Annotated in this window: 21 protein-coding genes and 1 pseudogene; 7 read left to right on the top strand and 15 right to left on the bottom strand. The window is 62.6% G+C overall.

The annotated features are described in order from the left end of the window. Positions 1-24: 24 nt before the first annotated feature. The 3 genes from QIW53_RS05525 to QIW53_RS05515 all read right to left on the bottom strand — a co-directional run bounded on the left by QIW53_RS05525 (position 25) and on the right by QIW53_RS05515 (position 3484). Complete coding sequence (locus QIW53_RS05525; protein ID WP_371048632.1) at positions 25-1356, bottom strand: DUF58 domain-containing protein; 1332 nt, start codon at positions 1354-1356, stop codon at positions 25-27. Further along, positions 1353-2354, bottom strand: a complete 1002-nt coding sequence (locus QIW53_RS05520; protein WP_371048631.1) for an AAA family ATPase — start codon at positions 2352-2354, stop codon at positions 1353-1355. The genes QIW53_RS05525 and QIW53_RS05520 overlap by 4 nt, the downstream gene beginning before the upstream one ends. 197 nt (positions 2355-2551) lie before the next feature. Further along, a complete protein-coding gene (locus QIW53_RS05515; protein ID WP_371048630.1) occupies positions 2552-3484 on the bottom strand; it encodes a LysR family transcriptional regulator in 933 nt (310 codons plus the stop codon). A 137-nt stretch (positions 3485-3621) separates the two neighbouring features. Between QIW53_RS05515 and QIW53_RS05510 the strand changes: the two genes are divergently transcribed. Further along, positions 3622-4935, top strand: coding sequence for an MFS transporter (locus QIW53_RS05510; protein ID WP_371048629.1), 1314 nt, complete (start codon positions 3622-3624; stop codon positions 4933-4935). Between the two features lie 60 nt (positions 4936-4995). Continuing rightward, complete coding sequence (locus QIW53_RS05505; protein WP_371048628.1) at positions 4996-5745, top strand: creatininase family protein; 750 nt, start codon at positions 4996-4998, stop codon at positions 5743-5745. Between the two features lie 36 nt (positions 5746-5781). Here QIW53_RS05505 and QIW53_RS05500 read toward each other — a convergent pair whose 3' ends face one another. The 4 genes from QIW53_RS05500 to QIW53_RS05485 are packed head-to-tail and all read right to left on the bottom strand — an operon-like array spanning position 5782 to position 10169. Next, on the bottom strand, positions 5782-6945 hold the full coding sequence (locus tag QIW53_RS05500; RefSeq protein ID WP_371048627.1) for a DUF4350 domain-containing protein: 1164 nt from the start codon (positions 6943-6945) through the stop codon (positions 5782-5784). Then, positions 6942-8483, bottom strand: coding sequence for a DUF4129 domain-containing protein (locus QIW53_RS05495; protein WP_371048626.1), 1542 nt, complete (start codon positions 8481-8483; stop codon positions 6942-6944). The genes QIW53_RS05500 and QIW53_RS05495 overlap by 4 nt, the downstream gene beginning before the upstream one ends. After that, the gene (locus tag QIW53_RS05490; protein WP_371048625.1) at positions 8470-9447 is read right to left on the bottom strand and encodes a stage II sporulation protein M; all 978 of its coding nucleotides are present in this window, start codon (positions 9445-9447) and stop codon (positions 8470-8472) included. The genes QIW53_RS05495 and QIW53_RS05490 overlap by 14 nt, the downstream gene beginning before the upstream one ends. After that, the gene (locus QIW53_RS05485) at positions 9444-10169 is read right to left on the bottom strand and encodes an RDD family protein (RefSeq protein WP_371048624.1); all 726 of its coding nucleotides are present in this window, start codon (positions 10167-10169) and stop codon (positions 9444-9446) included. The genes QIW53_RS05490 and QIW53_RS05485 overlap by 4 nt, the downstream gene beginning before the upstream one ends. 184 nt (positions 10170-10353) lie before the next feature. On the opposite strand from QIW53_RS05485, the gene sbcB reads away from it, so the two are divergent. Beyond that, positions 10354-11784, top strand: a complete 1431-nt coding sequence (sbcB, locus tag QIW53_RS05480; protein ID WP_371048623.1) for an exodeoxyribonuclease I — start codon at positions 10354-10356, stop codon at positions 11782-11784. Between the two features lie 89 nt (positions 11785-11873). On the opposite strand, the gene mvaT is transcribed toward sbcB, so the two are convergent. After that, positions 11874-12251 carry a histone-like nucleoid-structuring protein MvaT gene (gene mvaT, locus QIW53_RS05475; protein ID WP_371048622.1) on the bottom strand — a complete coding sequence of 126 codons (378 nt, stop codon included), beginning with the start codon at positions 12249-12251 and terminating at the stop codon, positions 11874-11876. 325 nt (positions 12252-12576) lie between these two features. Here mvaT and purU point away from each other — a divergent pair, with 325 nt between their 5' ends. Then, on the top strand, positions 12577-13425 hold the full coding sequence (gene purU / locus QIW53_RS05470; protein WP_371048621.1) for a formyltetrahydrofolate deformylase: 849 nt from the start codon (positions 12577-12579) through the stop codon (positions 13423-13425). Between the two features lie 85 nt (positions 13426-13510). Continuing rightward, complete coding sequence (locus QIW53_RS05465) at positions 13511-13690, top strand: hypothetical protein (RefSeq protein ID WP_371048620.1); 180 nt, start codon at positions 13511-13513, stop codon at positions 13688-13690. Between the two features lie 114 nt (positions 13691-13804). Here the strand turns inward: QIW53_RS05465 and QIW53_RS05460 are convergent, their stop codons facing one another. The 6 genes and pseudogenes from QIW53_RS05460 to QIW53_RS05435 all read right to left on the bottom strand — a co-directional run. Next, entirely contained in the window at positions 13805-13930 is a 126-nt protein-coding gene (locus tag QIW53_RS05460) for a hypothetical protein (protein WP_371048619.1), read from the bottom strand. A gap of 161 nt (positions 13931-14091) precedes the next feature. Continuing rightward, positions 14092-15087, bottom strand: coding sequence for a lysylphosphatidylglycerol synthase transmembrane domain-containing protein (locus QIW53_RS05455; protein WP_371048618.1), 996 nt, complete (start codon positions 15085-15087; stop codon positions 14092-14094). Next, complete coding sequence (locus QIW53_RS05450; RefSeq protein WP_371048617.1) at positions 15084-15857, bottom strand: DUF2334 domain-containing protein; 774 nt, start codon at positions 15855-15857, stop codon at positions 15084-15086. The genes QIW53_RS05455 and QIW53_RS05450 overlap by 4 nt, the downstream gene beginning before the upstream one ends. After that, positions 15850-16971 carry a glycosyltransferase family 4 protein gene (locus QIW53_RS05445; RefSeq protein WP_371048616.1) on the bottom strand — a complete coding sequence of 374 codons (1122 nt, stop codon included), beginning with the start codon at positions 16969-16971 and terminating at the stop codon, positions 15850-15852. The genes QIW53_RS05450 and QIW53_RS05445 overlap by 8 nt, the downstream gene beginning before the upstream one ends. An 82-nt stretch (positions 16972-17053) precedes the next feature. Beyond that, entirely contained in the window at positions 17054-17818 is a 765-nt protein-coding gene (locus tag QIW53_RS05440) for a methyl-accepting chemotaxis protein (RefSeq protein WP_371048734.1), read from the bottom strand. Positions 17819-17911: 93 nt separating this feature from the next. Beyond that, positions 17912-18799: pseudogene (locus tag QIW53_RS05435) on the bottom strand (HAMP domain-containing protein); the annotation flags it as partial. A gap of 318 nt (positions 18800-19117) precedes the next feature. Between QIW53_RS05435 and QIW53_RS05430 the strand changes: the two are divergent. Next, positions 19118-20590, top strand: coding sequence for a helicase HerA-like domain-containing protein (locus tag QIW53_RS05430; protein WP_371048615.1), 1473 nt, complete (start codon positions 19118-19120; stop codon positions 20588-20590). A gap of 211 nt (positions 20591-20801) precedes the next feature. Here the strand turns inward: QIW53_RS05430 and QIW53_RS05425 are convergent, their stop codons facing one another. Then, on the bottom strand, positions 20802-21257 hold the full coding sequence (locus QIW53_RS05425) for a DUF721 domain-containing protein (RefSeq protein ID WP_371048614.1): 456 nt from the start codon (positions 21255-21257) through the stop codon (positions 20802-20804). Positions 21258-21564: 307 nt separating this feature from the next. Here QIW53_RS05425 and secA point away from each other — a divergent pair, with 307 nt between their 5' ends. Beyond that, complete coding sequence (gene secA, locus QIW53_RS05420; RefSeq protein WP_371048613.1) at positions 21565-24300, top strand: preprotein translocase subunit SecA; 2736 nt, start codon at positions 21565-21567, stop codon at positions 24298-24300. Positions 24301-24302 lie beyond the last annotated feature (2 nt).

Genomic DNA, 24302 nt, shown 5'->3' with positions numbered 1-24302 from the left:
AAGCTCGCTCCTACAGGATTGTGATCAGAGGACCCCGGCCTTTTTCCACGCCAGGTACCGCGTCACCAGGGCCGCGCCCAGTTCCTGTGGGCTGGCATCCAGCACCGGCACGCCCTGGGCGTTGAGCCGGTCATGCAGCTCGGCCCGTGCGTTCAGGTAGTCCACCGTCCCGCAGTAGGTCAAGGCTTCCGACAAGGTTTGCACCGGTGTCTGACGTAAAGGGTCGAGCATGCCTTCGTGCAGGCTCGCCACCAGTACCCGGTGCTGCCGGCCAAGCCGTTGGACCGCGCTGAGCAGTTCTTCGTCGTCTTCATCGCGCAGGTTGGTCACCAGCACCACCAGCGCGCGGCGTTTCTGCCGGGCCAGCAATTGCGTCACGGCGGCTTGATAGTCGGCGCTGCGCTGGCTGCTGCTCAGGTCATACAGGCTGTTGAGCAAGACGTTGAGTTGCCCGGCGCCTTTCACCGGTGCGAGGTAGCGCGGTTGTTCGGTGGCGAAGGTGCCAAGCCCCACCGCATCGCCCTGGCGCAGGGCGACATAACTGAGCAGCAGGCAGGCATTGAGCGCGTGATCGAAGTGCGCCAGTTCGCCGTCCTGGCTGCGCATGCGTCGCCCGCAATCGAGCAGGAACAGGATCTGCTGGTCGCGCTCGTCCTGGTACTCGCGGGCAATCGGCGTGCGCTGGCGGGCCGTGGCTTTCCAGTCGATCTGGCGCAGGCTGTCGCCTTCGCGAAATTCGCGCAACTGATGAAACTCCAGCCCCAGCCCGCGTCGGGGTCGCTGACGCACGCCGAGCTGGCTGAGCCAGTTGTCCACCGCCAGCAACTGGCCGCCGTACAGGCGAGCGAAATCGGGGTAGACGCGGGTAGTGTCCGGCACCTCGGGCAAGCGCCGGTCGTGCCACAGGCCCATCGGGCTGGGCAGGCTGATTTCACAACGCTCAAAACTGAAGTGGCCGCGCTTGAGCGGCCGTACCGGGTAGCTCGCCTGGCTGTGCTGGCCGGGTTGCAGCTCGACGGTCAGCGGCAGGTGTTCAAAACTCAGGCCGTCGGGCACATGGTCGAACAGCTGAATGTTCAATGCCTGCGCAAAGTCGTGCTCGACGTCGATCCGCACCTCGCTCCAGCGCCCGAGCGCCAGGCTGCCGGGCAGTTGTCGCTTGAGGCGCGGCGAGGGCAGGCGTTTGAGCCGCACCGCGTCCAGTGTCGCCAATACCAGCAGCGCCAGCAGCAAGCCCCAGTGGATCGACAGCAGCGTGGCGGAAACGGTGATGTCCAGCGCCCGCAAGCTGCCCAGCACGATGGCGATGGCCAACAGCAGCGCCGTCCAGCCCAGCAGCAGCCGCGAGGGTTTCACAGGCGCGGTGCCGGCACTTGGTCGAGCAGTTGGCGCAGCACCTGATCGACCTCCAGACCTTCGATGTCCAGCTCCGGCGCGATGCGCACCCGGTGGCGCAACACCGCCAGCGCGCAACCCTTGATGTCGTCGGGAGTGACGAACTCACCGCCGCGCAACAAGGCTCGCGCCCGTGCGCAACGCACCAGGGCGATGGAGGCGCGTGGCCCGGCACCCAGGGTCAGCCCTGGCCAGGTGCGGGTGGCGCGGGCCAGACGCACGGCGTAGTCGAGTACCTGCTCGTCCAGTGGCAGATCACTGGCAATGCGTTGCAGCGCCAGCACGTCCTTGGCTTGCAACAGGGTGCGCAGCGGCTGCACATCGAGCATGTCGGCCCGGGTCGAGCGGCTGACCTGGCGCACCATGGCCAGTTCCTGCTCGGCGTCGGGATAGTCCATGCGCACCTTGAGCATGAAGCGATCCAGTTCGGCTTCCGGCAGCGGATAAGTGCCTTCCTGTTCGATCGGGTTCTGGGTGGCGAGCACCATGAACGGCTGCGCGATCGGCAGGGCCCGACCTTCGAGCGTGACCTGGCGTTCCTGCATGGCTTCAAGCAGCGCGGCCTGGGTTTTCGCCGGGGCGCGGTTGATCTCGTCGGCGAGCAACAGGTGGGTGAACAACGGGCCCTTGCGCAGCTTGAACTGCTCGGTCTGCAAGTCGTACACCGCGTGCCCGGTGACATCGCTGGGCATCAGGTCCGGGGTGAACTGGATGCGCGCAAACTCGCCGCCGAAGCAGCGGGCGAGGGCGCGCACCAGCAAGGTCTTGCCCAGCCCCGGCACGCCTTCAAGCAGCACATGGCCACCGGCGATCAAGGCGGTGAGCACGTCGTCGATCACGCGGTCCTGACCGATCACGGCTTTTTGCAGTTCCGTGCGGATCGCCTGGGCCAGGTGGCTGGCGCGCTGACGCTGCTGCTCGGCGTGGCTGGGGGCGCCGGGTTCGTGCGGTTCGCTCATGGGTTCAACTGCCTTTTGCACCGTTGCAGGAATTTCATCTTCCATCATCAGCACCTGGCTCCTTTGACTGTTCGGGTGTTCGCGTGTGGACCGATTGAATGACAGCCAATCTGCCACATAACGCTCCACAGGCAACCCCCTGATGGTTTTTCGCGCCGCCTGAGTCGTGCAGGCCTGGCCGTTTCCCGGTCACGGGATCAGGCCCCGGGTCCTGCCGGAGCGGCAGTGAACATCGGTAAACGCTGCAACATCCAGCTCAGCAATTCTTGAGCAGGGGCGGCCAAGGGGCGGCCGGATTTCACCAGCAGTTTCGCTTCAACCCCGAGAAACAACGGATGGTCAATCAGTACCGCCGCCAGGCTGCCGTTGGCGATTTCCCGGTAGGCCGCGAATTCGCCGAGCAACGAGGCAAAACCCCCGTCTTCCACCATGCGCTTGAGCGCCGCGAGCGAGTTGCTGACGAGTACCGGGCGGATCTGGATTTTCTCGGCATACTCGAGCATCCGGATCGCATGACCAATACCGAAGGTCGTGGGAGTCAGGACCAGTTGGCAAGCGAGGATATCCTCGACGGTCGCCACCGTGCCTCGCGCTGCCAACGGATGATCCGGGCGCACCAGCAGCTTCACCGGTTGTGAAAAGGTCGCGCGGTAGTCGATGTGCGGGTGCTGCGGCGGATTGTAGGCAAGGCCGATATGCGCACGGTTTTCCGCGACTTCGTTGAGCACATCGTCGACGGGCAGGATGTCCAGCCGCACATCGAGCCTGGGGTATTGCTTGCAGAACGGTGCGAGCACATTGTCGACCAGCGCATCGACATAGCCCTCACTGATGACGACGCGCACATGGCCTTGCTGCAGGCCCTTGATCGCTTGCAACTGATCCTCGAGTTTCTCCTGGTGCGATCGATAGCCGCGCCAGAACTCCAACAGGTGCGCCGCCGCCTCGGTGGGCTGAACGCCACGCGCCTGGCGTTCGAACAGTTTAGCGCCGATTTCCTCTTCGAGCAGCTTGATCTGGCGCGTGATCACCGAAGGTGATGTATTGATGCTGTCGGCCGCGCCACGGATCGAACCGTGGGTCAGCACCTCATGAAAATACCGAAGCCGTTGCTGATTGATCTCGCGCATGCCGGTTCCCTCTCCATTGATCAAGCGTTGCCCATAGAGCAACGATACGCGAACTTAGTTGCTCTTGCTGGCTCAAGGATGCCGGCGCAACATCCTTGTGCAAGAACCCAGATCAACAAGAACAGCGGGAGACGCACATGCCGATTCTTCAGACCCAGGCACGAAGTGATGCCCTTTCAACGCTTTATCGCAAACTCAACTGGCGGCTGCTGCCTCTTCTGTTCATCTGTTATGTCTTTGCGTACCTGGACCGGATCAATGTCGGCTTTGCCAAGCTGCAGATGCAGCATGACCTCGGGCTTTCCGATGCGGCCTATGGTGCGGGCGCCGGGATTTTCTTCCTCGGGTATGTGTTGTTCGAGTTGCCGAGCAACCTGATGCTGCCCAAGGTCGGAGCCCGGAAAACCTTCAGCCGCATTCTGGTGTGCTGGGGCATCACGTCGGCCTGCATGCTGTTCGTGCGCAACGTGCCGATGTTTTACGCCATGCGTTTTCTGCTGGGTGTGTTCGAGGCCGGTTTTGCGCCGGGCATGATTTATTACCTGTCTTGCTGGTATGGCCCGAAACGCATGGCGCGGGCCATTGCGATCGTGTTCATCGCCGGCCCGATGGGCGGCATCATTGGCGGCCCGCTGTCGGCGTGGCTGATCACGACATTCGAAGGCGTGGGCGGTCTGGCGGGCTGGCAGTGGATGTTTCTGCTCGAAGGGTTGCCGTGCGTCTTCCTCGGTGTGCTGACCTTTTTCATCCTGGCCAATCGACCTGCCGAGGCACCCTGGCTGAGCGCTGCGGAAAAGGACTTGCTGGCCAGTGAGCTGGGGCCATCGGCCGGGGGCGCCCATTCGTTCCGTGCGGTGCTGCGCGATCCGAAAATCTACGTCCTTGCCTGCGCCTACTTCTGCATCATCTTCTCGATCTACGCCATGAGCTTCTGGCTGCCTGCGATCCTCAAGGCTCAGGGCGTCAACGACACCCTGCGACTGGGCTGGTACGCCGCGATTCCCTATGTCGCCGCCGCGTGCGGCATGTACTGGATAGGGCGCCGATCCGACCGTGTCGGCGAACGACGCTTTCACTGCGCAGTGCCTGCGGGGATCGGCGCGATCCTGCTGTTGGCGTACCCCTATGCCGACGGCCACCTGATGGCTGCGCTGGCGCTGCTCACGGCGGCCACCGCGATGATGTTCATGGCCTACACCGTGTTGTGGGCAATGCCCTCCGAGCACCTCAAGGGCGAGGCCGCAGCGGGTGGCATTGCCTTGATCAACACCATCGGTCTTTCCGGCGGGTTCTGGGGACCGGCGGTCATCGGCTGGGCAAAAACCATGACGGGCAGCGCGAATCCGGGCATCGTCATCGTCGGTGGCGTGTTCCTGTGCGCGGCACTGGTGGTCCTGTCGACGAAGCCGAAAACCCGTGACGGCGCGGTTCCTGAATACAGCGCGGGTTGAGCCGTCACACCCGCATCCATTGTCATGTTCCGCAAGGAACCCATTGAAGAGAGAACTCAAATGCTTCTACACCTGTCGACCTGGGCCGAAATCGCTCAATTCCTGCAACGCAGCCGCACCATCGTGATCCCGATCGGTTCGAACGAACAGCACGGTCCCACCGGGCTTCTGGGCACCGACTGGATGTGTCCGCAAATCATTGCCGATCAAGCGCAAAAAAACGCCGACATCCTGATTGCACCGACCTTCAATATCGGCATGGCCCAGCATCATCTCGGGTTCCCCGGAACCATCTCGCTGCGCCCTTCGACCTTTATCGCGGCGATTGGCGATTGGGTGCACTCGCTGGCTGCTCACGGGTTTGAAAAAATCCTCTTCCTCAATGGCCACGGTGGCAATGTCGCCTCGATCGAGGCGGCGTTCTCGGAGCTCTACGCCGAAGCCAGCTTCGCCCGACGCCCGTCCGGATTTGCGTTGAAGTTGTGCAATTGGTGGGACCTCGAAGGGATCGGAGAACTCGCCCGAGAGCAGTTTCCGACAGGGCACGGCATTCATGCCACGCCATCCGAGATTGCGGTGACGCAGTGGGCCTATCCGGACTCGATCAAATCGGCTGAATATTCGCCGCAGATTGCGCCTTGGGGGCCGATCCGCGAAGCGATGGACTTCCGTGCACGTCATCCGGATGGCCGGATGGGCTCGGACCCGGCGCTGGCGACACCGGAAAAAGGTCGCGAACTGGTGATGTTGGCGGCACAGAGTCTGGTGCGCGAGGTGGAGGCATTCAGCGCGGAATCGATGCCCGGCTGAACAAGGGGATCAGGATTTGCCGTTCGCCGTACCGGCTCACAAGGCATTCCTCAAGGCTTGCAACCGGGAAACCTGGCGGCTGAACTCAACGGCAGACAGCCGTTGCTTCGGTCGCGGCCCCATGGCTTGGCTGATGGCGCGTGTGGGCTGGCTGCTCAGGCGTGCGAGCACCAGCCATTGTTCGGCGACGCCGAGTTGTTCGAAACCGGGGTGACGCCGTCGCACCCGGCGCAGGATGTCGTGCTGCAAGGCTTGCAACAGGCTGGCCTGGTCGGCGCGACGCCACATGAAATCGGCACTGGCGCGCAGGTGTTCGTGCAGTTGCCGGCGGGCCTTCGGTGCCGGTTCGATCAGCGGTCCCTGGCGCACACCCACATGCCAGAGCACCAGCAGGATCAGCGCAATCAGCGCCACCAGTGCCTGTGGGAAATAGCGCAGCAGCAAGGTCAGCAGGCTGTCGTGGTCGGTGTTGAACAGCAGGGTCACGTCGGTGTCGGCGGTCAGGTACCAAAGCAGCCAGGCGTTGTCGTACTGGTCGATGGCCGGGTTTTTCCACAGGTCGGCGTCGGTGACGACGATGATCGAGCCGAGCCCGTGGTTCAGTTGCATCATGTGCGTCGCCTTGGCGCTGTTGGCCCAGGCTTGCGCCAGGTTGTGCGGGTCCTCGAGATGGAACGCGGTGTCGAACGTGGCGTAGGCCGGCGCGTCCTCGTCTTCGAGATAGAGTTTGGTCAGCGTGGGCTGAGGGTCCTGGTCGGCCTCGGGAGGCGGGTCCTCGAGGTCCCGGGTCAGCAACTGGTGCACCTGCACCCGGTCGAGCAGCAGGTCACGGCTTTGTCCGAGTTTCTCATCCCAGATGGATTCGGCGACGAACAGCAGGCGTCCACCGGCGCGGGTCCAGTTCAGCACCTGATCGATCTGGCGCGGGGTCATGTCCGAGCGGTCGCCGAACAGCAGCAGGCTGTGTTGCCGGGGTTCAAGGGTGGGCAGGACATCGAGGCCGTTGGCGTGGCCGACGCTCAGGCCCTGTTTGCGCAGGAAGTGTTCGGCCGCGAGGTAGGGGTTGGCCCGGGCTTCGGGGGAAGGGCCGTGATCGAGGGTCTCCTGATACGGGATGGCCCGGGCATACAGGTACGCACCCAGCGCGATCAACAGCAGCGCACTGCAGGCGCCGACAACCAGCGCGAGACGCCGGTTCAACGCGCCGCTCCCGCGCCGAATACCTTGCGCCAGCCTTCACACAATTGCTGTTGCACCGCAGCGGCCGGCAGGCGATGCCCGTAGGCCATGTTCTGCCAGTGGCCGGTGACGTACCGGCTGAAAGCCAGCAGCTCGGGGTGTTGCAGCTGTTCGACATACGCCAGCACCTGGCCTTCGGTGTCGGCGGGTTTGAGTGGTACGCGATAATCGTGCAGCAAATGACTGAGCAGGGCACGGTAGAGCAAGCCGAGTGCTTCGCGCGGGTGGGTTTGCCAAAGGCTCTCTGCGCTGGCGGCGATATCTGCGGGCAGGGTTTCGCGGTTCAGGTCCAGACCGAAGGCCTGTTGTGGCAACGGTTTTTTCGGCCGACGCGGCAATCGGGGGCGGCGGCTGACAAAGGCCTGCAACCAGTCGCGGTAACGCCAGACCAGCCAGCCGATCGCGCCGATGACGGTGCTCCACAGCATGACTTCGATCACGCTCGCCAGGGCGCCGAAGCGTTGTTGCTCCAGCAGCCTGAGCAGCGCTTTCAACCACGCGGGTCCTGGCTCGTCGCTCGCCGGGTTTGCCGTTTGTGCTTCGCCAAAGCGATAGCGGGTGACCGTTTCCTCGTTCTTGAAGGGGGGGTGATCGAGGATCGCCTTGAGGCTGTCGCGCGAGGCCTGGCTGGTCAGCGGCTGGTTCAGCAGGCGTGGCGTGTCGGGGGCAATGGCCGGTTCAGCGGCCCACAGGTTGGCGGTCGTTGGCAGCAGCAGGAACGCCGCCACCAGCAGGACCGCGGCGCTGCTGCCCAGGCGCTGGCGCAGGCGGCGGAACACCAGTTCGATGTCCCAGGCCTCCAGCACCGTGCGCCGGTTCAAGTACAGGCTGAAGCCACAGGCCACGTAAAACGGTTCCCACACCACCAGCACCAGGACATAGAAGGCATTGGTCAGGTGTTCCAGCCAGCGCCAGTCCTGTGTCGCGACGGACAGCAGCGTCTGCCAGCCCCAGTCGAGTTCGACCTGTTGCGGCAGCAGCAGATAGAACAGCACCATCAGGCCGACCCACAATCCGCACTCCAGGTGCACGCCGATGATCGTCAGCCAGCGCGCCGCACCGCCGTCGCGCTGCAATAACACCTGCAGGCGCTGTTGCCGCTCCAGGCCGCCGAGGCCCTCGAGTTGCACCACCGGCAGCAGAAAACTGCGGCTCAGGCTCAGGCGGCGCCAGGTCAGGCTCGCCAGCAGTTGTGGCTTGAGCAGCCGTGGCCATTGGCGCAACGCTTGTTTCAGCGTCGGCTCTTCGCCGAACAGGGCTTTGGACAGGATATAGAGCGGCAGGCGCTCGAACGCCGGTTTCAGCCACCAGAAGAGGAACACCGCCAGGGACGGGGAATCCCACAGCAGCACGCTGAGCAGCGCAAATACGGGCAGGGTGACGATGGCCCAACTGGTCAGCAGCAGGCGCTGATGCCGCTGGCTCAGCAGCACGCCCAGGTCCATGGCTTCCCAGGTGGAGCGCGGGCGGATCACCACGGTGGCGTCACTCAGGCGCATGGCGAGTGCGTCCGGCCAGCAGCAGGTACAGGGCCACCAATATCCAGAGCGCCGCGCCCACCAGGTATTTGGTGACGGGCGCAGGTCCGGTCATTGACGACCAGTAGGCTTCGATGAACGCCGCGATCAGCAGAAACAGCATGACGCCGGCGATCAGCAGCACACTGGTGTGCGCCGCCGCGCGCAGGGCTTCGACGCGGGGCAGGCGTCCCGGCGCGACCAGCGCCCAACCCAGTTTCAGGCCGGCGGCCCCGGCCAGGGCGATCGCCGTGAGTTCGAAGGCGCCGTGACCGATGACGAACGACCAGAAGGTCTGTCCGTAGCCAATCTGCGTCAGGTGTCCGGCCACCGCGCCTATCATCAAGCCGTTGAAGAGCAGGAAAAACGCGCTGCCCAGGCCAAACAGCAAGCCGCTGGCGAAAGTCTGAAAGGCGATGCCGATGTTGTGCATGATGTAGAAACCGAACATCACCCAGTCTTCACTGGCCGCCCGCTCCGCCGAGCGCCCGAGGTGGCCGGCTGCCGGGTCGTACATGCCTTGCATCTGGCTCACCTGATCGGCCGGGATCAGGTGGTAGACCAGGTCCGGGAACAGGTACACCAGCACTGCAAAACCGATCAGGCTGCCAAAGAACATCAGGCTGGCGGCAAGCACGAAGCGCCATTGTTCGCGCACCAGACGCGGAAAGTCGGCGAGGATGAACGCTGCGATCTTCGGCCCCAGGCGGCTGCGATGCCGATACAACTGCTGATGCCCGCGCAGCACTTGCTGCTGCAACGAATCAACGAGGAAACTGCTGTAGCCGCGCTCCCGGGCCAGCGCCAGGTGTTGGCAGAGCCGGCGATATTCGCGGGGAAAGTTGTCCAGCCTTGAGCGGCCCTTGCCCCGTTCGAGCCGGTCGAGCATCAGCGCGAACTGCGTCCATTGCGCCTGGTGTCGGTTTTCGAAAAGACTCTGTTTCATGTCGGGCCCAACAGGCCACGGGCGATGCCGTTGAGGTGCGCTACGGCCCGGGGCGCCGGCACCTGCAAGGGTTGCGCAAGAATCGAGGCAACTTCCATGGCTCGCGCCTCGGAGAGTTCGTGCTGACGTTCGGCAAAACCGAGGATGGCGCGCTGCTCGGGCAAGGTCAGGGCGAATGCCGCGCGCTGGGGCTCGGCTTGTGGCAACTGCGGGCGGGCGAGGGGTTGTTCGCGGTAGATCACCAGGGTGCCGGCGGCGAGGTCGCCCAGGCGCTTGAAGTTGGGGTGCTGCAGGCAACTGAGGGCGCCGAGGAAATAGCCGAACGGCAACAGGTCGACCACCCGCAGCAGGTTGCGCAACAGCGAGGCGGACCAGCTGATCGGCGTGCCGTCGTCCTGCACGACCCGCAGCCCCATCCATTGTTTGCCCGGCGAACGCCCCTGGTTGAGCACTTCGAACAGCACCATGTACCACCAGCTCACCGCGAACAGCAGGATCGAACCCAGCCCGGCGCCAAGCTTGCCGAAAAAGGCCAGAACGATGAACAGCAGGCCCATGATCAATCCGCGCAACCCCAGGTCGATGGCAAACGCCAGCGCACGCACCGGCAAACCGGCCGGGCGCAGCGGCAGGTCGATGCCTTCCGGCGTCTCGACCTGGAACCGCGTATCCAGTGCAGGGGGCAGCGTCGCTTTCCTTGGCAGTGCTGGGGTCTCGAGCATGGGCAACCTGATGTCGTGGCCTGATCGGGAGGGTGTGGCCCGCCGATGCTAGCAGCCTCTTGGGGGGAAACGACATCACAATGTATTGCACGCGATGCAGGTGCAAGTGACGGGATGCAAGATCGCTGGCCGGGGCGGGACGCAAACGCCTAAACTTCGCTGATCTTCAGTTCAGGAACAGCCCGTGACCTCCATTTTCTGGTACGACTATGAAACCACTGGCATCAACCCTCGATGCGACAGGCCGCTGCAAGTAGCCGGGCTGCGTACCGATTTCGATCTCAATGTCATGGGCGAACCGGTCAACCTGTATTGCCGGCCGGCGGATGACATCCTGCCGCACCCGGCGGCCTGTGCGATCACGGGCATCACGCCGGGGCAATTGACCGAACAGGGTTTGAGCGAAGCCGACTTCATGACCCGGGTGCACGCCGAACTGGCCGCGCCCGGCACCTGCGGCGCCGGTTACAACACCTTGCGTTTCGACGACGAGATGACCCGCTACAGCCTGTACCGCAATTTTTTCGACCCCTACGCCCGTGAATGGCAGGGCGGTAACAGCCGCTGGGACCTGATCGATGTGGTCCGTGCGGCGTACGCCCTGCGCCCGGACGGCCTGACCTGGCCCACGGATGAGGAGGGGCGGGTGACGCTCAAGCTCGAACGCCTGACCGAGGCCAACGGCATCGATCACGGCAACGCCCACGAAGCGCTGTCCGACGTTCGCGCCACTATCGCCCTGGCCCGCCTGATCCGCGAGAAACAGCCCAGGCTGTACGACTGGCTGTTCCAGTTGCGCAGTAAACAGAAGGTGATGGATCAGATTCGGCTGTTGCAGCCGATGGTGCACATTTCCGGACGTTTCTCTGCCGCGCGCAGTTATGTCGGCGTGGTGTTGCCGCTGGCATGGCATCCTCGCAACAAGAACGCATTGATTGTCTGCGACCTGCACCTGGATCCCCAGGGATTGCTCGATCTGGGCGCCGAGACACTGCGCCAGCGCCTGTATACCCGCCGCGAAGACCTGGCCGAGGGCGAGTTGCCCGTGCCGCTCAAACTCATCCACATCAACAAATGCCCGGTGGTGGCGCCCCTGGCGGTGCTGCGTGCCGATGACCAGCAGCGTCTGGGGCTCGACATGGCGCTGTATCAGGCGCGGGCGTTGCGACTAAACGACGCACGGCAAGTTTGGCAAGACAAGATCCAGGCGATTTATGCCCGCGAAGATTTCACTCAGAGTCAGGACCCTGAGCAACAGTTATACGACGGTTTTATCGGTGACCGGGACCGGCGTCTGTGTGAGCAAGTCCGAGCCGCTGACCCACAACAATTAGCGCAGGGGCACTGGCCTTTCGATGACGAACGTTTACCGGAACTATTGTTTCGATATCGCGCCCGTAACTTTTTCGATACGTTGAATTTCGAAGAGCAGCAACGTTGGCGAATATTCTGTCAGCAACGTTTGTCAGACGCTGAGTGGGGAGCACCCAATACCCTGGAAACTTTCCTGCAGGCCGCAGCCCAGTTGAATATGACTGCCACGCCGTTTCAGCAACAGGTACTCAATGAGTGGGCTAATTATGTTCAGGCCCTGCGTAAACGTTTGAACCTTTGAAAATGAAAATGCCCGGTACTGAAATACCGGGCATAAAAAACGCCAGCCCGGGGGCTGGCGTTTTGCGTAACGGTGTGTGGCGCAGAGGCTTAGCCCAGCAGGGTGGACCAGCCTTCAACCACGTCGCCGCCCCACTTGGCTTTCCACTCTTTCAGGGTCTTGTGGTTGCCACCTTTGGTTTCGATGACTTCGCCGTTGTGCGGGTTCTTGTATTGTTTAACTTTGCGCGCACGCTTGGTGCCGGTAGTTTTCACGGCGCCGCTGCGAGGTGCCTTGGTTTTGGATTCTGGATCCAGCAGCGCAATGATGTCACGCAGCGACTTGGAATATTCAGCCATCAGGGCGCGCAGTTTGCCTTCGAATTCCAGCTCGGTTTGCAGTTTGTCGTCTTGGGACAGATTCTTCAAACGGGCTTGCAGCTCTTTGATAGCTTCTTCGGTGGCGCGATATTCGTTGATCAAGGACATGGGGACTACCTTATGTTGTGACGCTGAATGTCAGGGACAGTGGCGCAATAATAGTCAGGCTGTTTCATCAAGTAAACATTGTGCCGGGCTTTATTTATTTAGTTGTGATGAATAGCCCTTGAATGGGGCACTCATTTAAATAGCGGTGCGGTGTTCACACTTAAGTGATCGCAAAGGCCTGACAGAACCTTTGGCCGAAGGCTTGCGAGCTCGTCCAGGGCGTGGCCGGGTCAGCTTCCTGAGACACACGCTGTCATCAATACTGCAGTTTTGCCCCGCAGCCGCTAGAATGGCGACCTTTGCGAAGTTCTGGAGTTTTCCCCCCATGCGCACTTTTCGGCTGGTGATTTCTTGCCCGGACCGCGTCGGTATCGTTGCTAAAGTCAGTAACTTTCTGGCGTCCCATAACGGCTGGATCACTGAAGCGAGCCACCATTCGGACAATTCCAATGGCTGGTTCTTCATGCGTCACGAAATTCGGGCCGACTCGCTGCCCTTCGGCATCGAGGCCTTTCGCGAGGCCTTCGCGCCGATTGCCGAAGAATTCTCGATGGACTGGCGCATCACCGATACCGCGCAGAAAAAACGCGTGGTGCTGATGGCCAGCCGCGAATCCCACTGCCTGGCCGACCTGCTGCACCGCTGGCACAGTGATGAGCTGGACTGTGAAATCTCCTGCGTGATTTCCAACCATGACGACTTGCGCAGCATGGTCGAGTGGCACGGGATTCCTTACTACCATGTGCCGGTCAACCCGCAGGATAAAGAGCCGGCCTTCGCCGAAGTCTCGCGCCTGGTCAAACAGCACGACGCCGAAGTGGTGGTGCTGGCCCGTTACATGCAAATCCTGCCGCCAGCGCTGTGCCGCGAATACGCGCACAAGGTGATCAACATTCACCACAGCTTCCTGCCGTCGTTCGTCGGCGCCAAGCCGTATCACCAGGCATCCCTTCGTGGGGTGAAACTGATCGGTGCGACCTGTCACTACGTGACCGAGGAACTGGACGCCGGCCCGATCATCGAGCAGGACGTGGTCCGTGTCAGCCACAGCGACAGTATCGAAGACATGGTGCGTTTCGGCCGTGACGTCGAGAAGATGGTGCTGGCCCGTGGTCTGCGTTATCACCTGGAAGACCGGGTGCTGGTGCATGGCAACAAGACCGTGGTGTTCTGACACACGAAGCCAGGGTTGAAATTCGAAGGGCCTGGGCGTTCAATCGCTCCAGGCCCTTCGCCGTTTCTGCACCGAGGACATGACCATGGCTGACCCGCTGGACAAAGCTGTTTCCAAGGCCCCTGCGACACTGGGCGAGGGGTGCCTGAGCCGCTATGACCCGGACGACCTGAGCCCGGAAGATGGCACGGAGTTTCCGGGGGCAGAGGCGTTGTGGGAAGAGTTGCATCCGGATGCCGGGGAGGATCCGGTGAAATCCGATTGATGGGCGTTCGCCCGCTGCAGGCGCTGGCTTGCCAGCGATGGCTGTCTGGCGCTCCTCAGGGGCGCCGGATCCGCGCATACCCTTTGTGGGAGCGAGCCTGCTCGCGATGGCGGCCTACCGGCCGGCCTGGCTCTTGAGGTGTACGCGGTCACCTGTAGGAGCGAGCATGCTCGCGAAAAACGTCCAGGCACCGCAGGCATCCAGACACCCCGCGTCATCGTTCACGACCATCGCGAGCATGCTCGCTCCTACAGGAGACCGCGTCGGCTTTTGATCTGGCTTTTGATCTTGATCTGCCCCGTCGGCAGGCCGTACGTCAGGGGATCTGATCGCTGTAGGCGGCCGTTACTGCAATAACGGATAAACACGCAACCCAAACCCAAACCCAAACCCAAACCCGCCTAAGCCTGCTTCACCCTCATCAACTTCTTCAACAACGGCCGCCCCAGCATCAACAAAAACACCGGGCCGCCCACCACCAGATAAAAGTAATAGGTCACCGTCCGCCAGAGCAGGATCGCCGCCGCTGCGGTGGATTTCCCGACCATGGGCGCCAACAACGCCGCCGAGGTCAATTCGGCCGCGCCAGCCCCCCCGGGCAGCAGGCTGAATTGTCCCGCCGTCAGCGATAGCATCTGGATCAGAAAACTCCACGCCCATTGCACGTCCGCGCCCAGCCCGCGAAGGGCCAGATACAGCACGCTGTAGCGCAGCAGCCAATGCACGCAGGTCAACGCAAACACGGTGATCAGCGTATTGAAGGGCAATTTCAAGGTGTCGGTGAACGCCGCCAGGAAGTGCAGGAGCTTGCGTGCCCAGCGCAGACGGGTGGTGCCTTTGACATTGAGGCGCACCAGCAGCCGTCCGCTGAGGCGAATCAGCCCCCGATGGTAGCGCGCGATCACCACGCAACTGAGCAACCCGCCGAACAGGGACAGGACGCTGACCATCAAAAGCCACTCCATGCGTTCGCTCAGGTGCTGGAACAGCGCATAAATCAGGATACCTACCAGCGCGCAAAGGAAAAACAGCAGGTCACTCAGTTGATCCATGGCAAACACCGCGCTGCCCCGCGCCGGGCGCACACCGTTGCGTGCCAGCAGCGCCATGATGGTCAGTGGCCCACCGCTGCCGCCGGGGGTGGCGCAGTAGGCGAATTCGGCCGCCATCACCACGCCAAGGCTTTTGATCAGGCTGACCCTGGCTCGCTGATCTCCCAGCAACAGGCGCAGGCGCTGGGTGTTCACCACCCAGCACCCCAGGATCATGCCGAACATGATCAGCAGCCAGTTCAAGGGAAAGCCCTGCAAGCGCGCCCAGGTCTGGTGGCCGCCGAGCAACAGGGGAATGAGCAAAGCCGCGATCAGCGCAACCAGCAACAGGATGCCCCGGCTCATGCGGCACGACCGCAACGCTGCTGCGTGGCCAGCCAGGTAGCCTTGGTCATCGGCACGCGGCCCTGGTCCAGCAGGCGTTCGAGGGTGTGCAGCCAGTAATCGCGGGAAAAGCCATGGCGCACGTCCACCGGGTGCACGCCCAGGCGAATCACCGGCGCCTGGCGCCAGCGTTGTTCGCGATGATCGCTGAGCCATTTCGACACGCCACGGCGCCAGGCGCTGCGGGCGCTCCACACCAGACCGGGCGCGGCTATCGGGGTGAAATCCGGCAGCCGATACAAGTGCTGCGGGTCGCTGGTATAGCTCAGCGGGAGCTGGCGCAGGGCCTGGCGTGTCCCTTCGCTCATCAACCAGGCCGGGGCGACGAAGCCCTGCAGCGGCCAGTCGTAGCGCTGGAACAGCTCGATGCCGGCCCGCAGCCGGGCGAGGGCGGCTTCCTGTGACAGGCTGTAGAACTCGCCTTCATGGGTGTAGATGCGGCGCATGAACCAGTCTCGCGGTGTGGTGGGCGAGGGGCTTTCGTCACAATGAAAGTAGCCGTGCAACGCCAGTTCGTCACCCCGGGCCACGCGCTGGCTGAGCACCTCGCGCAAGGCGGGGTGAGCGTCCAGGTGGTTGTGGCGGTGGAAATCCGGCACCACCAGCCAGGTCATGGGGATGTCGCCCAGGGCGTCGACCGCTTCGACAAAGGGTTGGTAATCGACCCAGGTCTGCGGCGCGACGTCGTGCAACACCAGTAACAGGTTGGAAGCGTTCATCGCGTCAGCCATTGACGATCAGCGGCCATTGGCTGCCGAGCACGGCGTGATAGTGCCCCAGCAGGCTGTTGACCACGGTATCCCACGAGTAATGCCGCTCGACATGGCGGCGGGCCTGCCGGCCGAGGTCGGCATTGCCCGCACCGAGCAGCTCGCGGACCGCATGGGCCATCTCCAGCGGGGCATTCGGGGGGCACAGCAGGCCGCAGTCGCGCGAGATGATCTCTGGAAACGCGCCAGCGGCCACGGCGACCACCGGAATGCCGCAGGCCATCGCTTCGAGCGTGACAAGGCCGAAGGTTTCCTGGTCGCCGGCATGCACCAACGCATCGGCACTGGCCATCAGCCTCGCCACTTGCGTCGCGGGGCGGAAATCATCCATCACCGTCACGTTGTCCGGCACCGCCGCCGGCATGGACGATCCCACCAGCAGCAGGTGATAGCGTCGACCCAGGTGTTTCATGCAGTCGAGCAGCACCGGCAGGTTTTTTTCCTTGGAACCGCGCCCGGCAAAAATCAGCAGTCGCGTCTGTTCATCGATGCCCAGTTCCGCGCGCAGGCCCGGATCGCGCGCGTCGGGGTGGAAAGTCTGCAAGTCGACTCCCAGCGGTTGCACGTGAACATTGCGCACCCCCAGGCCGATCAGTTTGTCGGCCATGATCCGGCTGGGCGCGAGCACCCGGTCGAAGTTGCCGTAGAGCTTGCGCACGTAGGCCTCTACATTGGGCGTCACCCAGTTGCCCATGCGGTTGCTGACCAGCAGTGGCAGGTCCGAGTGATAGAAACCGATCACCGGCACATCCAGTTGGCGCCGCGCATCCAGCGCCGCCCAGGCCGTGAGGTACGGATCGCCGACTTCGATCAGGTCCGGTTGCAGATCCTGCAGGACGTTGCGCCAGGGGGCGAGACGAAGGGGGAAACGATAACCCTTGCCGAACGGCAGGGCAGGGGCCGGAACGGTGTAGACGCCATCGGCTTCACTCAAGTGCGAACCGGGGATCAGCAAGCTGTGACGAATGCCCGATTTGATCCCCAGGCGACGATGCTTGGCATCCAGATAAGTGCGCACGCCACCGCTGGCCGGGGCGTAGAACATGGTTATGTCAGCGATATGCACGATGGACATCCCTCCGCTCCGTGGTGCTCCCTTGGTTGACCTTCATGAAGGATAGTTGTTCGGTTGGGGTTGAGGTCCTCCGGCACAGACGCTAGATACGGAAACTGCCCACCAACTGCTGGAGCCGCGCCGCTTGCTGTTCAAGGTCGGCACAGGCGCGCAAGGTCGCCTGCAGGTTCTCGACCCCCGCCTGGTTCAGTGTGTTGATTTCGCTCATGTCCTCGTTGATCGCCTCGACCACCGCAGTCTGTTCCTCGGTCGCCGTGGCCACCGACTGGTTCATCCCGTCGATCTCGCCAATGCGCAGGGTCACGCTGTTGAGTCGCTCGCCCGCCAGGTTGGCGATGCCCACGCTGTCCTGGCTGTGCCGCTGGCTGTCGCTCATGGTGCTGACGGATGCGCGGGCGCCGACCTGCAGCTCTTCGATCATGCTCTGCACCTGCTGCGCCGACTCCTGGGTACGGTGCGCCAGATTGCGCACTTCATCGGCCACCACGGCGAAACCGCGCCCGGCCTCACCGGCTCGGGACGCCTCGATGGCCGCGTTGAGCGCGAGCAGATTGGTTTGCTGGGAGATGCTGCTGATCACATCGAGAATCTGCTCGATGTTCAGGGTTTTGTCGCTCAGCGCTTCGATGTGGCGACTCGACGTGCTGAGTACGCTCGACAGTTGATTGATGGCGACGATGTTGCGCTCCACCACCTGCTGGCCGTCCTCGGCCAGGTGGCGGGCTTCGCTGGCCTGACTCGACGCCTGGGCGGCGTTGCGCGCGATTTCCTGGGCCGTGGCACCGAGCTGGTTGATGGCGGCGACGACACTGTTGGTGCGCGACGCTTGCTGGTCGCAATTGAACATCGACGAGTTGGAGGCCGCGACCACCCGCAGCGCCACTTCGTTGACCTGCCCGGTGGCCGAGCAAACCTCGCGGATCGAACCGTGAATGCGCTCCACGAAACGGTTGAACGCCGTGCCCAGCAGGCCGAATTCATCGTTGCCCTGAATGGCCAGGCGTCTGGTCAGGTCGCCTTCACCGTCGGCAATGTCTTCCATGGCGCGGGTCATGACGTGCAGCGGCTGGATCAGCAGGCGGATCAACAGGCCCAGCAGGGCGATGATGGCCACGACGGCGATCACGGTGGCCACCACCGCCGAAGCACGGAATTCGCTGAGCATCGAGTAGGCCATGTCCTTGTCCACCGACAGACCGATGTACCAGTTCACCGACGACAGGCCCTCGATCGGCGTGAAGGTGACGATGCGGGTCCTGCCTTCGACCTCGACTTCCGAGAGGTCGCGGCTGATGCGCGGGGTGTTGACCGGGAACACCTGGGCCAGGGACTTGCCCACCCGTGCCGGGTTGGGGTGCACCAGGATCTTGCCGTCGGCGTTGATCAGGTACGCACGACCCATGCCGTTGAAGTTCAGTGCGTTGAGGCTGTCGATGATCATCTGCAGGCTCAGGTCACCGCCGACCACGGCGAGCGGTTGCCCGTTGCTGACCACGCCCTGAACGATGGAAATGACCTGTTTGCCGGTGGATACATCCGTGTAGGGTTCGGTCAGTACCGGCCCGTCGCTGCACAGCCCGTTCTTGTACCAATCCCGCGCGCGGGGGTCGAAGCCTTCCGGCATCCTGTTGTCCGGGCGAATGGTAAAGGCGCCATCACTGCTGCCGAGAAAACTGGCCACGAATGCGTTGCCTATCGCCTGTTGTTCAAGCAGCAGAGTGGTGTGGCTCGGGTCCGGGCTCAGCGCGATGTTTTGTGCCAGGTTTTCGATCAACAGGCTGCGACCGGTCAGCCAGGTCTGAATGTTGTTGGCCGTCGCGCTGCCCATTTTCTGCAGGTAGTCAGTGAGGTCGTTGTGGATCGCCTGGCGTTGCATGGCGTCGTTGTAAAGCGTGAAGGCTGCGAAGGCGAGGGTGACGACGAGGGCGGCGACCAGCAGGATCTTGTGACTGAAGCGCAGACTTTTTTTCATGGCTTGGAGGTTCCAATAAGGTCTTAATGCCCGCAGCGTGCTTTTATAAAGGGACGCGCACGGGCGACGTCGAGATCAGGTCGATGCTTCCGTCCTCGCCCTAGCGGAATACCAACCCTGTTCAATCATTCATATCGGCCGCGTTCGAACAGAGATTAACCAGAGGCGGGCAAAATGCACGATTCATCGAAACTATTGATCGGTTCCGATCTGGCAGGTCAACCTATCGATCAGTCCATGCGCCTGGCGAACCGCCACGGGCTGATCGCGGGCGCGACCGGGACCGGCAAGACCGTGACCCTGCAACGCCTGGCCGAAGCGTTCAGCGACGCCGGCGTGGCGGTGTTCGCCGCCGACATCAAAGGCGACCTGTGCGGTCTTGGCGCGGCGGGCAATCCACAGGGCAAGGTGGCCGAGCGGATCGCCGGCATGCCCTGGTTGAACCACAGGCCCCAGGCCTATCCGGTGGCCCTGTGGGACATTCAGGGTCAGTCCGGTCATCCCTTGCGCACCACCCTGAGCGAAATGGGGCCGTTGCTCATCGGCGCGCTGCTGGAATTGAGCGACAGCCAGCAGTCGGCCCTCTATGCGGCCTTCAAGGTAGCGGACCGCGAAGGCTTGCTGTTGCTGGACCTGAAGGATCTCAAGGCGCTGCTCAATCACCTGCGCGACCACCCCGAACTGCTGGGGGACGACGCGGCGTTGATGACCACCGGCTCCAGTCAGGCGCTGCTGCGGCGCCTGGCGATCCTCGAACAACAGGGCGCCGATGCACTGTTCGGCGAGCCGGCGCTGCAACTCGAAGACATCCTGCAGCCTGCCGCCGACGGTCGCGGGCGCATTCATCTGCTCGATGCCAGTCGTCTGGTGCACGAGGCGCCGAAGGTCTACGCGACTTTCCTGCTGTGGCTGCTGGCCGAGCTGTTCGAGCAACTGCCGGAACGCGGCGATGCCGACAAGCCGCTGCTGGCGCTGTTCTTCGACGAGGCGCATTTATTGTTTGCCGATACCCCCAGGGCGCTGCAGGAGCGTCTGGAACAAGTGGTGCGGCTGATCCGCTCGAAAGGCGTGGGCGTGTATTTCGTCACTCAGTCGCCGGGCGACCTGCCGGATGACGTGCTCGCGCAGCTCGGCCTGCGCATCCAGCATGGCCTGCGCGCTTTTACCGCCAAGGAGCAGAAGTCCCTGCGCGCGGTGGCCGACGGTTTCCGCCCGAACCCGGCGTTCGATGCCCTGTCGGTGCTGACCGAGCTGGGGATTGGCGAAGCACTGGTGGGGACGTTGCAGGACAAGGGCACGCCGGAAATGGTCCGGCGGGTGCTGGTGGCACCGCCGCAATCGCGGATCGGGCCGTTGAGTGAGACGGAGCGAACCGTGCTGATTGCCGGGTCGCCGTTCAAGGGGCGCTATGACAAGCCGATCGATCGCGAGTCGGCTTACGAGGTGCTGATGGGGCGCAAGGACCTGGCTCCGCAGGCCGAAGCGACCCCCGAGGAGCCGAGCCTGGCCGACAAGGCCGGGGAGTTCCTCGGCACGGCGGCGGGGCAGGCGCTGAAATCGGCGATGCGACAGGCGGCCAATCAGTTGGGGCGGCAGTTGGTGCGGGGGTTGATGGGGTCTTTGTTGGGGGGGAGTAAAAGGCGCTGAGCGCTTGGGTTGTTTGCGTCGCGTGAATGTCCATTGTTGCGGTAACGGCCGCCTATGGTTCCGCTCTTACAGCGGGTTACTTTGGGCCGGGCCGCGCAGGCCCCAAAGTGACCCGCTGTAAGAGCGGAACCGTAAGTGGCCGTAACCACAACAACGGATAATCACCGAACCTCAAACCCCAAACCCCAAACCCCAAACCCCAAAAAACGCCTCAACTCCTGGTCTTGGCATGCGCCGCCAATCGCTCCAGCGCCGCCCGCAGGTTGGGATCGGCGATCCCGTCAGCCGTCGCCTGAATGGTCGCCGCAGCGTTGTTCGACAGGTCCATCACATGCTCCGCCGCACCCCGCTGCACGGTCGGCGGCTGGACCTTGAACTGGATGCGGGTCAGACCGGCGAACTCATCGAACATCTGCAACTGGCGTTGCAAACGCTTCTGCTGATACCGCAGGCGGGTAGCCCAATGCCCATCGGTGACAATCAGCAACAAACTGCCTTCGCGCCACGAGGCCACATGGCAATGCTCGCGGGCGGCGGGCTGCAACTGGCTGTCGAGCAGGCGCTGCAATCGACCCAGGCGTTGAGCGTGGCCCAGAATGGCTTTGAGCGGTTTGGCTTCGCGAAGCAGAACGGCGGGTGCTCTGGCCGTGAGAGGGCGAAATGCCATGATCCGACACCTGAAGTAACAGAGCCGCCATGGTAGCAGAAAGCGCCGTATGCACCCGCCCCATTGATTTGCGCGCGCTTTACCCATTAAATCAACGGGTAACTTCTGCCGTCAGTGCCTTGAAGTTCAGTAAAAAGCCCCTATTTTAAGTGAGCCCCGTCATAGCGCAGTGCATGCATCGTGGAATAACGCCACTATCCTCACCTTCGTTTCCGGGTAGAATGCTCGTTCGCATGCGGCCATGAGGGCTGCACGGGCGACTCATGGGGCCGCCCTCCATCCCTTTAGTGTGGAAGATCCTGCCGATATGTTTGCGCCTTTGTTAAAGAAACTTTTTGGAAGCAAGAACGAGCGTGAAGTCAAACGCATGCTCAAGACGGTACAAGTCGTCAATGCCTTCGAAGAGCAAATGGTGGCCCTTTCGGACGATCAATTGCGTGCCAAGACGGAAGAGTTCAAGGCTCGCATCGCCAAGGGGGAAACCCTCGACCAACTGCTGCCGGAAGCCTTTGCGGTCGCTCGCGAAGCGGGCAAGCGCGTCATGGGCATGCGCCACTTCGACGTCCAGCTGATCGGTGGCATGACCTTGCATGAAGGTCGGATTGCCGAAATGCGTACCGGTGAAGGCAAGACCCTGGTGGGGACACTGGGTGTTTACCTCAACGCGCTGTCCGGCAAGGGCGTGCACGTGGTCACGGTGAACGACTACCTGGCCCGTCGTGACGCCAACTGGATGCGCCCGCTCTATGAATTCCTCGGCCTGACGGTCGGCGTGGTCACGCCGTTCCAGCCGCCGGAAGAAAAGCGTGCCGCCTACGCCTCCGACATCACCTACGGTACCAACAACGAATTCGGTTTCGACTACCTGCGCGACAACATGGCGTTCAGCATGGAAGAAAAATTCCAGCGTGAACTCAACTTTGCCGTGATCGACGAAGTCGACTCCATCCTCATCGACGAAGCCCGTACCCCGCTGATCATTTCCGGTCAGGCCGAGGACAGCTCCAAGCTGTACATGGAGATCAACAAACTGATCCCGCAGCTGGAGCTGCACGTCGAAGAGGTCGAAGGCGAAGTCACCAAGGCCGGTCACTACACCGTCGACGAGAAGACCCGCCAGGTCGAACTCAACGAGGCCGGTCACCAGTTCGTCGAAGAGGCACTGACCCGTACCGGCCTGCTGGCTGAAGGCGAGAGCCTTTACTCGGCGCACAACCTGAGCCTGCTGACCCACGTTTACGCCGGCCTGCGTGCGCACAAGCTGTTCCATCGCAACGTCGAGTACATCGTGCAGGAAGGCCAGGTCGTCCTGGTCGACGAACACACCGGTCGTACCATGCCGGGCCGTCGTTTGTCCGAAGGCCTGCACCAGGCCATCGAGGCCAAGGAAAACCTCAACATCCAGCCGGAAAGCCAGACCCTGGCGTCGACGACGTTCCAGAACTACTTCCGTCTGTACGACAAGCTGTCCGGCATGACCGGTACGGCCGACACCGAAGCGTTCGAATTCCATCAGATCTACGGCCTGCCGGTCATCGTCATCCCGACCAACAAGCCGCTGGCCCGCAAGGACTACAACGACCTGGTGTTCCTGACCGCCGAAGAGAAGTACGCGGCCATCGTCAACGACATCAAGGAAAGCATGGCCGCAGGCCGCCCGGTTCTGGTGGGCACCGCGACCATCGAAACTTCCGAGCACATGTCCGCGCTGCTGGTGAAGGAAGGCATCGAGCACAAGGTCCTGAACGCCAAGTTCCACGAGAAGGAAGCCGAGATCATTGCCCAGGCCGGTCGTCCGGGCGCGCTGACCATTGCCACCAACATGGCCGGTCGTGGTACCGACATCCTGCTGGGCGGCAACTGGGAAGTGGAAGTCGCTTCGCTTGAAAACCCGACGCCGGAGCAGATTGCCCAGATCAAGGCCGACTGGCAGAAGCGTCACCAGCAGGTGCTCGAGTCGGGCGGCCTGCAGGTGATTGCCTCCGAGCGTCACGAATCGCGTCGTATCGACAACCAGTTGCGTGGTCGTGCCGGTCGTCAGGGTGACGCCGGTTCCAGCCGTTTCTACCTGTCGCTGGAAGACAGCCTGATGCGCATCTTCGCCTCTGACCGGGTGAAGAACTTCATGAAGGCACTGGGCATGCAGCCGGGCGAAGCGATCGAGCATCGCATGGTGACCAACGCCATCGAGAAGGCACAGCGCAAGGTTGAAGGCCGCAACTTCGATATCCGCAAGCAATTGCTGGAGTTCGACGACGTCAACAACGAACAGCGTAAAGTGATTTATCACATGCGCAACACGTTGCTGGCCGCCGACAACATCGGTGAAACCATCGCCGATTTCCGCCAGGACGTGCTCAACGCGACTGTCAGCGCCCACATCCCACCGCAATCGCTGCCTGAGCAGTGGGATGTGGCCGGTCTGGAAGCCGCATTGCAGAGCGATTTCGGTGTGGCCTTGCCAATCCAGCAATGGCTCGACGAAGACGATCACCTGTACGAGGAAACCCTGCGCGAGAAGCTGATGCAGGAGCTGATTGCCGCGTACAACGAAAAAGAAGACCAGGCGGGCGCCGAAGCGCTGCGCACCTTCGAGAAACAAATCGTGCTGCGCGTGCTGGACGACCTGTGGAAAGACCACCTGTCGACCATGGACCACCTGCGTCACGGCATCCACCTGCGTGGTTACGCCCAGAAGAACCCGAAGCAGGAATACAAGCGCGAGTCGTTCACGCTGTTCTCCGAGCTGCTGGATTCGATCAAGCGCGACTCGATCCGTGTGTTGTCGCACGTTCAGGTGCGTCGCGAAGATCCGGCCGAAGAAGAGGCGCGCCTGCGCCAGGAAGCCGAGGCTCTGGCCGCGCGCATGCAGTTCCAGCACGACGAAGCCCCGGGCCTCGAGCAAGTGGAGCAACTGGGTGAAGAGGTCGATGTCGCCCTCGCCACCGCCCCGGTTCGCAACGAGCAGAAGCTGGGCCGCAACGAGCTGTGCTACTGCGGTTCGGGCAAGAAATACAAGCATTGCCACGGGCAGATCCAGTAAAG

Source organism: Pseudomonas fluorescens, assembly GCF_041354075.1.
Lineage (GTDB): Bacteria > Pseudomonadota > Gammaproteobacteria > Pseudomonadales > Pseudomonadaceae > Aquipseudomonas > Aquipseudomonas fluorescens_CE.
Note: the sequence above shows the minus strand (reverse complement) of the source record. Positions and strands in the feature narration are given on the sequence as shown.